The following is a 7433-nucleotide window of genomic DNA, read 5'->3' on the forward strand; positions in this document are numbered from 1 at the left end:
ACTCCTTTAACAACACCTCTTAATCTTGTGTCACATTGTGCTCACATTTTTTCGGGAGCAGTATTTCTACTCTCGTTCCTTTCTTTACTTCACTAGAAATGTGTAATTCTCCAAGATGCTCTGTCATAATTCGCTCTGCTACCGTAAGACCTAACCCAATTCTATCTTGCTTCGTTGTATAAAAAGCATCCTTAACTCGTCCTAAATTATCCTTTTTTATCCCAAAACCACTATCTACTATACTTACTATTACATAATCTCTTTTTTTATTTTCAACTTGTATTTTTAATGTTCCGCCATGTTCCATTGCCTCTAAAGCATTTTTAATAACATACAAAAATACTCCTTTTAATTTGCGTTTATCACATTCAATTTCACTTCTATTTTGTTCTTCATTAAAGGTGCAATTTATATTTAACTCGTTCATTTTTCCGCGCATGTTTTCTACCGCTTGTACTAAAACATCACTTACAATGTGTTTTTCATAAACAGAAGGTTTACATGTAGCAACCTCCATTAATTCACTAATCATATTATTCATATTTTCGATTTCGAGAATCATTTGTTCATATGTTGCATCTTTTTCGTGTTTCTCTTTTTGTAATTGCGTAAACCCTTTTAATGAAGCAAGTGGGTTTTTAATTTCATGTCCGACTGTCGCTGCCATTTTTCCGATAACCGCCAATTTTTGTGACTGACTTGCCTCTGCAATACGTCCCTTTACTGCTGAAAGATATTGTAAAAATCGATTTAAAATAATAAATGACACGAAAAGTAACACCATATTTATAACAAGAGACATAAACAGGTTAAGTTCTCCAAATACAAATAGGTATATCATATATTTCCCTATAAGGAATGGCGCTAAGACAAATAAATATCTTTTACTCAAAAAGATCGGTACGAAGAAAATAAAAATATATTCAATTACATTCCCTTCATCAAATGCTATTCTATTATGAAAAGCATACCATCCAATATTAAAAGTCTCTGCGATCATGTATGCAAATAAATATGTATATTTAACTAAATATGCTTTTTCTCTCTCAAATAAGTAAACACTAATACCTAATATAGCCATAATATATGCAAGCTTCCATATCCCTTTATGCCAATTTCCTAAAGGCATTGTATCTTCTAATATAATCGCGTATGCAACCTCGTATACAATTAAAATAACATGTATTACCCATAAGAAAATCTTAGCGTTTTTCTTTTCTTCTTTAGCTGATAGAAAACTCTCTTCCACTTCAACACCCCTTCAAAAGAATACCATTTATTATAATAAATGATTTTCATAGACAAACAAAGATAAATTGAACAAATGAGGAAAATCAATCCATAGATAATATACTTCCCCACACCATATGTAAGCATAAAAACCATGAACAATAATACGTATAATATGGGAGGTGCTTTATATGGACGGTCGTGAAAATAAGAAGATAGAACAGTTACAATCCTTTACGAAAAGCAATGAAGGAAAAGAGATGACAACGAATACGGGTGTCAAAATTTCAAATGATGAAAACTCTTTAACCGCCGGCGATCGTGGTCCTACACTTTTAGAAGATTTCCTGATGCGAGAAAAACTCGCTCATTTTGACCGTGAACGAATTCCTGAAAGAGTCGTTCATGCCCGCGGTTACGGAGCACATGGTGTTTTTGAGCTATATGATTCTTTAGAAGACTTAACAATGGCTCATTTTTTACAAGACCCATCTAAAAAGACACCTATTTTTATTCGTTTTTCTGAAGTTGCTGGATCAAAAGGTGCAAATGAAACGAACCGAGATGTACGAGGATTCGCTGTTAAGTTTTATACAGAGGAAGGAAATTTCGATTTAGTGGGTAATAACATTCCGATTTTCTTCATTCAAGATGGTATTAAATTTCCGGATCTTATTCATGCTCTTAAACCAGAGCCACATAATGAGATTCCCCAAGGACAAACAGCACACGATACTTTTTGGGACTTTATCGCCAATAATCAAGAATCAGCTGCGATGATGATGTGGATTATGTCGGATCGCGCAATTCCGAGAAGTTTTCGAATGATGCAAGGGTTCGGCGTTCATACATTTCGTTTAGTTAATAAACATGGGAAGTCACGATTCGTAAAATTCCACTGGAAGCCAAAGCTTGGCGTTCACTCGTTAATTTGGGATGAAGCTCAAAAACTAGGCGGCGCTGATCCAGATTATCATCGCCGTGATTTATGGGAAAATATTAATGCCGGAAACTACCCTGAGTACGAACTTGGCGTTCAAATTTTAGAAGAAGAGGATGAATTTAAATACGATTTCGATATATTAGATGCAACAAAAATTTGGCCGGAAGAAGACTTCCCTGTTAAAATCATCGGAAAAATGACGTTAAACCGAAACGTTGATAACGTATTTGCGGAAACAGAACAAGTCGCACTGCACCCTGGAAGCATCGTCCGCGGTATCGATTTTACAAATGATCCTCTCTTACAAGGTAGACTATTTTCTTATACAGATACACAATTAGCACGCGTCGGTACAAACTATCAAGAGTTACCGATTAATCGTCCGGTATGTCCTTTTCATAACAATCAAAGAGATGGTGCGTCTAAATATATAATTGATAAAGGAAAAGTCGCTTACCATAATAACTCTTTAGCTAATAACTCTCCCTTTACTGTACCTGGTACGAAAGGCGGTTTCGTTACATATCCTTCTACTGTTTCTGGACATAAAACAAGAGAAACAGCCGCTAGTTTTAAAGACCATTTCTCACAAGCCCGTTTATTTTGGAATAGTATGAGCCACGTCGAAAAAATCCATATTATGCAGGCCTTTTCCTTTGAATTAGGAAAAGTAAAAAGTAAATCAGTTCGCCAACAAGTCGTAGGTATGATTGGTCATATAAGTACAGAATTAGCTACTTTAGTAGCTGAAGCAGTCGGGGCAACAGTGCCAAATGTTCAAGAATCAAATGTTACAAAATCCTCACCAGCACTAAGTATGGAACATACAACATTCAGCCCAAATACATTACGAGTAGGCGTCATTGTCGCAAACGGATATGACGGTCAAAACGCACAATATATTATAAATCAATTCAAACAAGCCGGTCTTCAGCCCGTTATTATTTCCGAACGATTAGGTTTTGTGCAAGGCTCTCAAAATGGACAGTGGGAAGTGAATGATACTTTCTTAACAGGATCACCACTTCTTTATGATGGGCTACTTCTTATTGGCGGAAATATTAATGATCATTTTCTTAACAAGGCAAGTTCATTCGTCGTAGAATCGTATAATCACTTTAAGCCAATTGGCGCTTTCCAAAATGGAACTACTATTGTTCAATCTTTAAACATCGAAGGAAAACCTGGCGTTATAACAGAACAAAATCCTACCTTACTTGCGAATGAATTTATTCAGGCAATGACAAAACAGCGATTTTGGGAAAGAGCCTATTAAAATACATGAGGAGGATACGTCATGTTCGTTACAGTGGAAAAAGATGTACACATTTTTGTTGAGGATATTAACCCAGGCCCTGGAAGTAAACCTGTCTTCTTCGTTCATGGCTGGCCTTTAAATCATCAAATGTACCAATATCAATTTAATATCTTACCACAACATGGTTTCCGCTGCATCGCCATGGATATACGAGGAAACGGACAGTCTGATAAACCATGGACTGGTTACACTTATGATCGTTTAGCTGATGATATCGCAATTGTATTAGATGCACTTCAAATAGAAAATGCTACGTTAGTCGGCTTCTCAGTCGGTGGCGCTCTCTCTATTCGGTATATGTCACGATATAATGGGCGTCGTATTTCCAAACTTGCATTAGTGGATGCTGTCTCTCCTTCTTTCGTGAAAAACCAAGAATCCCCTTACGGCGTACCGAAAGAACAAGCAGATGCTCTGATTGCTCAAATGTATGTAAATTTACCTAAGTTTCTAAGTGATGTATCTTTATCATTTTTTAATAGAAACTTAGGAGCTGCCACGTTAGAATGGTTTTCTTATCTCGGTATGCAGTCCGCTTCTTATGCTCTCATCAAAATTTTGCAAGCTGCTGCAAACGAAGACGTAACGAAAGACTTAAGTAAAATTAACGTCCCAACAAAAATATTCCACGGTGTTCACGACCAACTCATCCCTTATAAAAGTGCTGAGCTAACAAAAGAGCGAATTAAAAACTCTGAACTATATCCTCTTACAAATAGTGGCCACGGCTCTCCAATCGATCAAGCGGATGAATTAAATAAGGAACTGATAAAATTTTTAAATTCATAGTTCCTTTACGGCAAATTCTTTTTTCTTAACTACCTTTTGCACGAGCAAATTCCACATATGGCTTATTCTTCTCTTCCATTAAAAATAAAACGATAATGCGGAAAAAATGAAGAGTTGGAACAATCGTCATACAAAGAATCGGTAAGACATATGCACGTTCATCATTAAACGCATAAATAGTAACGAAGCGATATCCTGTCTGTTTATAAATCCATACAACAAATAATTGCAAACTAAAAATTAATAACAAATCTGGAACTGATTCTATTAAAATTAAACAAATTGTCCAATTATATACTAGATAAAAAATTCACACACTTCTCACAAATCAATTATTAAAACGACTCTATTTTAATTTATACTAAATGTACAAGTAATACTCCCTAAACCTAGCTTGTCTGGTTATCCCGTTAAATACTATGAAAAAAGAACTTGTATCGTATACAAGTTCTTTTTTGTCGCCTATTTAAATAATATATCCTTACTATATTGCTTTCCGATGAGTAAGTCATATTGAATAAACTCATATTGCTTTAACATTTCTTTTTGTTTTTCTGTTAAACTTTTTATTGCTTCTCCGTCTTTTCCTATCTTCAATTCATCACGAAGTACGGGAATTTCTCCATATAAATTCGATAAAAATTGATAGAACGGTACCTTATTTAATCCAGCATAATCAAAGACAAGATTTGAAAAATAGATTGGACTTACTAAACCTAAATTGTCATTTGGCATATCAAAATTTGCATACATTAATAACGGCGTTTGCGCCATCGCTAATCGTTCACTTGGCGTTTTTTCATTCGTTATATAACCAGTCTCTTTATAAAGAGACTTATTTGTTCCTAGTGATGGGAGATGGTCCCCAAAGAATACTAATAATGTAGGTCTATCTAAATTATCTAGCTCCTCTATTAAATATTGAAGAGCTTCATCTGAACGTCTTAAACCTTCTGTATAAGTCTCTAATTCAGCCTTCGATTCTTCATTCTCTAAACCACTAATCTCTATTTGATTTTCGCCAAATCTTCCTTCTGTAAATGGAAAATGATTTTGCATTGTAACCGCATGAATAAAAGTAGGTTTCTTTTGCTTCTCTAATTCAGCTATTATCTCTTTACTCATAGATAAATCGCTAATATACTCTCCATCAACTTCTACATTTTCCATCGTATCTTGTGCATTAAACTTATCAAATCCTAGCACTCTATATACATCATCACGTTTATAGAATGAGCGGCCGAACGAATGAATTGCACTTGTGTAATACCCTTCTTTCTTTAATGCTCGCGAAATTGATGGGATTTCCTTCTTACTTGTAACGACCTGCTGATATGGTATAGAGCCTGGCTTTAACAAACTCATTGAATAACTCGTTAACGCCTCAAATTCAACGTTCGCAGTACCTCCTCCAAACGAAGGAGAAATAGTTTGTCCACCCGGAAAACTTTCTATATAATGATGTAAATTCGGTAAAGGATCTTCACTAAAGGACAGGTTCGTTAACTTCGTTGGATCCCAAAACGATTCACTCATTACAAAAATAATATTCGGTTTCTCTTTTTGCTTCTGCGTCCCTATATTGCTACTATATTGTTTCTTTATATCGTTTGCTATTTGAAGCATATTTTCTTTTGAATAATCTTTCGGCTTTTCAATGACTGTCGTATCTAAATTACTTATAAATCCTAATACAAAACCATTTGAAGCATAATTTTCATTTTGATCCCACAAAACGAACTCTATACCCGACTTTTGAAACCATTTATTCATAAACGTATTCGTAAAATTACCATACACATATAAAATAACAACGGATCCTATTATAAATAGAACTCGTACGCCTGCATGAACTTTTACATTTTGAATATACTTCCTCACATACATACCCGCCAAAATACAGACAACAACACTTACAATAACGAGAAGAATATAACCCCAACTAAAATAATCCATCACCATTGGTATAACAGATTGCATATGTCCAATCTGTGTAAAATCAGAAGGATATAGTGGGTCTCCCCTAAAAACAATTTTGAAGTGATTTACAATAGCCAAAATGATTAGCAAAATGCTTGTCAAAATAGTACTCAAAAAAACTTTCCCAAGTACGTTATACACCAAAACATATATCGCATAAATTACAATTAAACTAAATATAAACTGTGCGTTATAATTGTAAATCCAATTCAGTGTATTTACGAGATTCATATTATTTTGCATAAAAATAAAAAGCAAAGTAACCACATGCGCTACTAAAAACATTCTAATATAAATCCTAATAATCCGTTTAAATTTATTAACAATATCTTTATTCAAATGCGCAACATACAATAGTACAATCCACATCAAAATTGTCATTATACTTAAGACAATTTTTTGATTTAACATATCTTTCATCGTATCTAAACTAAAATATTTTAAAATCAAGAAAATTGTGGGTATTACATATAGGGTTACTAGGCCACTTAACATCGCTGAAATTAATATACTTCTTCTTGGCTGATGAAATGAAAAATTACACCTCAATTCATTCCCTCTTTTCTGTTTATTAATTTCACCCCGCACCGTAATAAAATATTACTTATATAAACATAACATATTATGTACACAACGTCTTCTCATGTACACCCTCCGTATAATGTCATCCGTTACCTCTTGTACATACCGAATAGAAAAAAGAGATTTCCTAAGAAAGGAAATCTCTTTTTCACTACCCAACACTTTGAACACGGCCAATTTGTCCATCTTGTAATCGAACTTTAATTCCGTACGTGTGTGTTTCTGTGTTTGTTAAAATATCTTTCACAATACCACTCACTGTTTTACTATAATCTTTATCCAATTGAATAACTACATGTGAACCAACCGAAATTTGTGATCTTGTCGGTTTCCCACCTGTTGCTTGTGTTGTTTTTTCTTGTTTTGCAGACTGTTGTTGCTGTGCTTTCTGTTGCTCTTGTATCTTTCTTTGTTCCTCTTGCTTATGCTTCTCTTCTTCTATTCTTTGTTGCTCTTCTTGCTTACGTTTTTCTTCCTCTACTTTTTGCTGCTCTTCTTGCTTACGTTTTTCTTCCTCTACTTTTTGCTGCTCTTCTTGCTTACGTTTTTCTTCCTCTGCTTTTTGCTGCTCTTCTACCTTCTTATCTTCTT

Annotated in this window: 6 protein-coding genes; 2 read left to right on the forward strand and 4 right to left on the reverse strand. The window is 34.4% G+C overall.

Annotated features, from left to right (window positions below; genetic code table 11):
• Positions 1 to 19 precede the first annotated feature (19 nt).
• Positions 20 to 1249 (reverse strand): ATP-binding protein, encoded by a 1230-nt coding sequence (locus MR066_RS26090; RefSeq protein ID WP_016102915.1) that lies wholly within the window; start codon positions 1247 to 1249, stop codon positions 20 to 22.
• Positions 1250 to 1421: 172 nt separating this feature from the next.
• Between MR066_RS26090 and MR066_RS26095 the strand changes: the two genes are divergently transcribed.
• Complete coding sequence (locus tag MR066_RS26095; protein ID WP_242248980.1) at positions 1422 to 3449, forward strand: catalase; 2028 nt, start codon at positions 1422 to 1424, stop codon at positions 3447 to 3449.
• Between the two features lie 21 nt (positions 3450 to 3470).
• Entirely contained in the window at positions 3471 to 4280 is an 810-nt protein-coding gene (locus MR066_RS26100) for an alpha/beta fold hydrolase (protein WP_002129555.1), read from the forward strand.
• Between the two features lie 25 nt (positions 4281 to 4305).
• On the opposite strand, the gene MR066_RS26105 is transcribed toward MR066_RS26100, so the two are convergent.
• The 3 genes from MR066_RS26105 to MR066_RS26115 all read right to left on the reverse strand — a co-directional run.
• Complete coding sequence (locus MR066_RS26105) at positions 4306 to 4590, reverse strand: ABC transporter permease subunit (RefSeq protein WP_313954405.1); 285 nt, start codon at positions 4588 to 4590, stop codon at positions 4306 to 4308.
• A 152-nt stretch (positions 4591 to 4742) separates the two neighbouring features.
• Positions 4743 to 6809 (reverse strand): LTA synthase family protein, encoded by a 2067-nt coding sequence (locus MR066_RS26110; RefSeq protein WP_242248984.1) that lies wholly within the window; start codon positions 6807 to 6809, stop codon positions 4743 to 4745.
• 184 nt (positions 6810 to 6993) lie between these two features.
• Positions 6994 to 7433, reverse strand: a 440-nt coding sequence (locus MR066_RS26115; protein ID WP_242248986.1) for a YwbE family protein, incomplete at its 5' end; no start/stop codon positions are given.

Source organism: Bacillus cereus group sp. BfR-BA-01523 (assembly GCF_022662615.1).
In the GTDB taxonomy this organism is placed as follows: domain Bacteria; phylum Bacillota; class Bacilli; order Bacillales; family Bacillaceae_G; genus Bacillus_A; species Bacillus_A mycoides.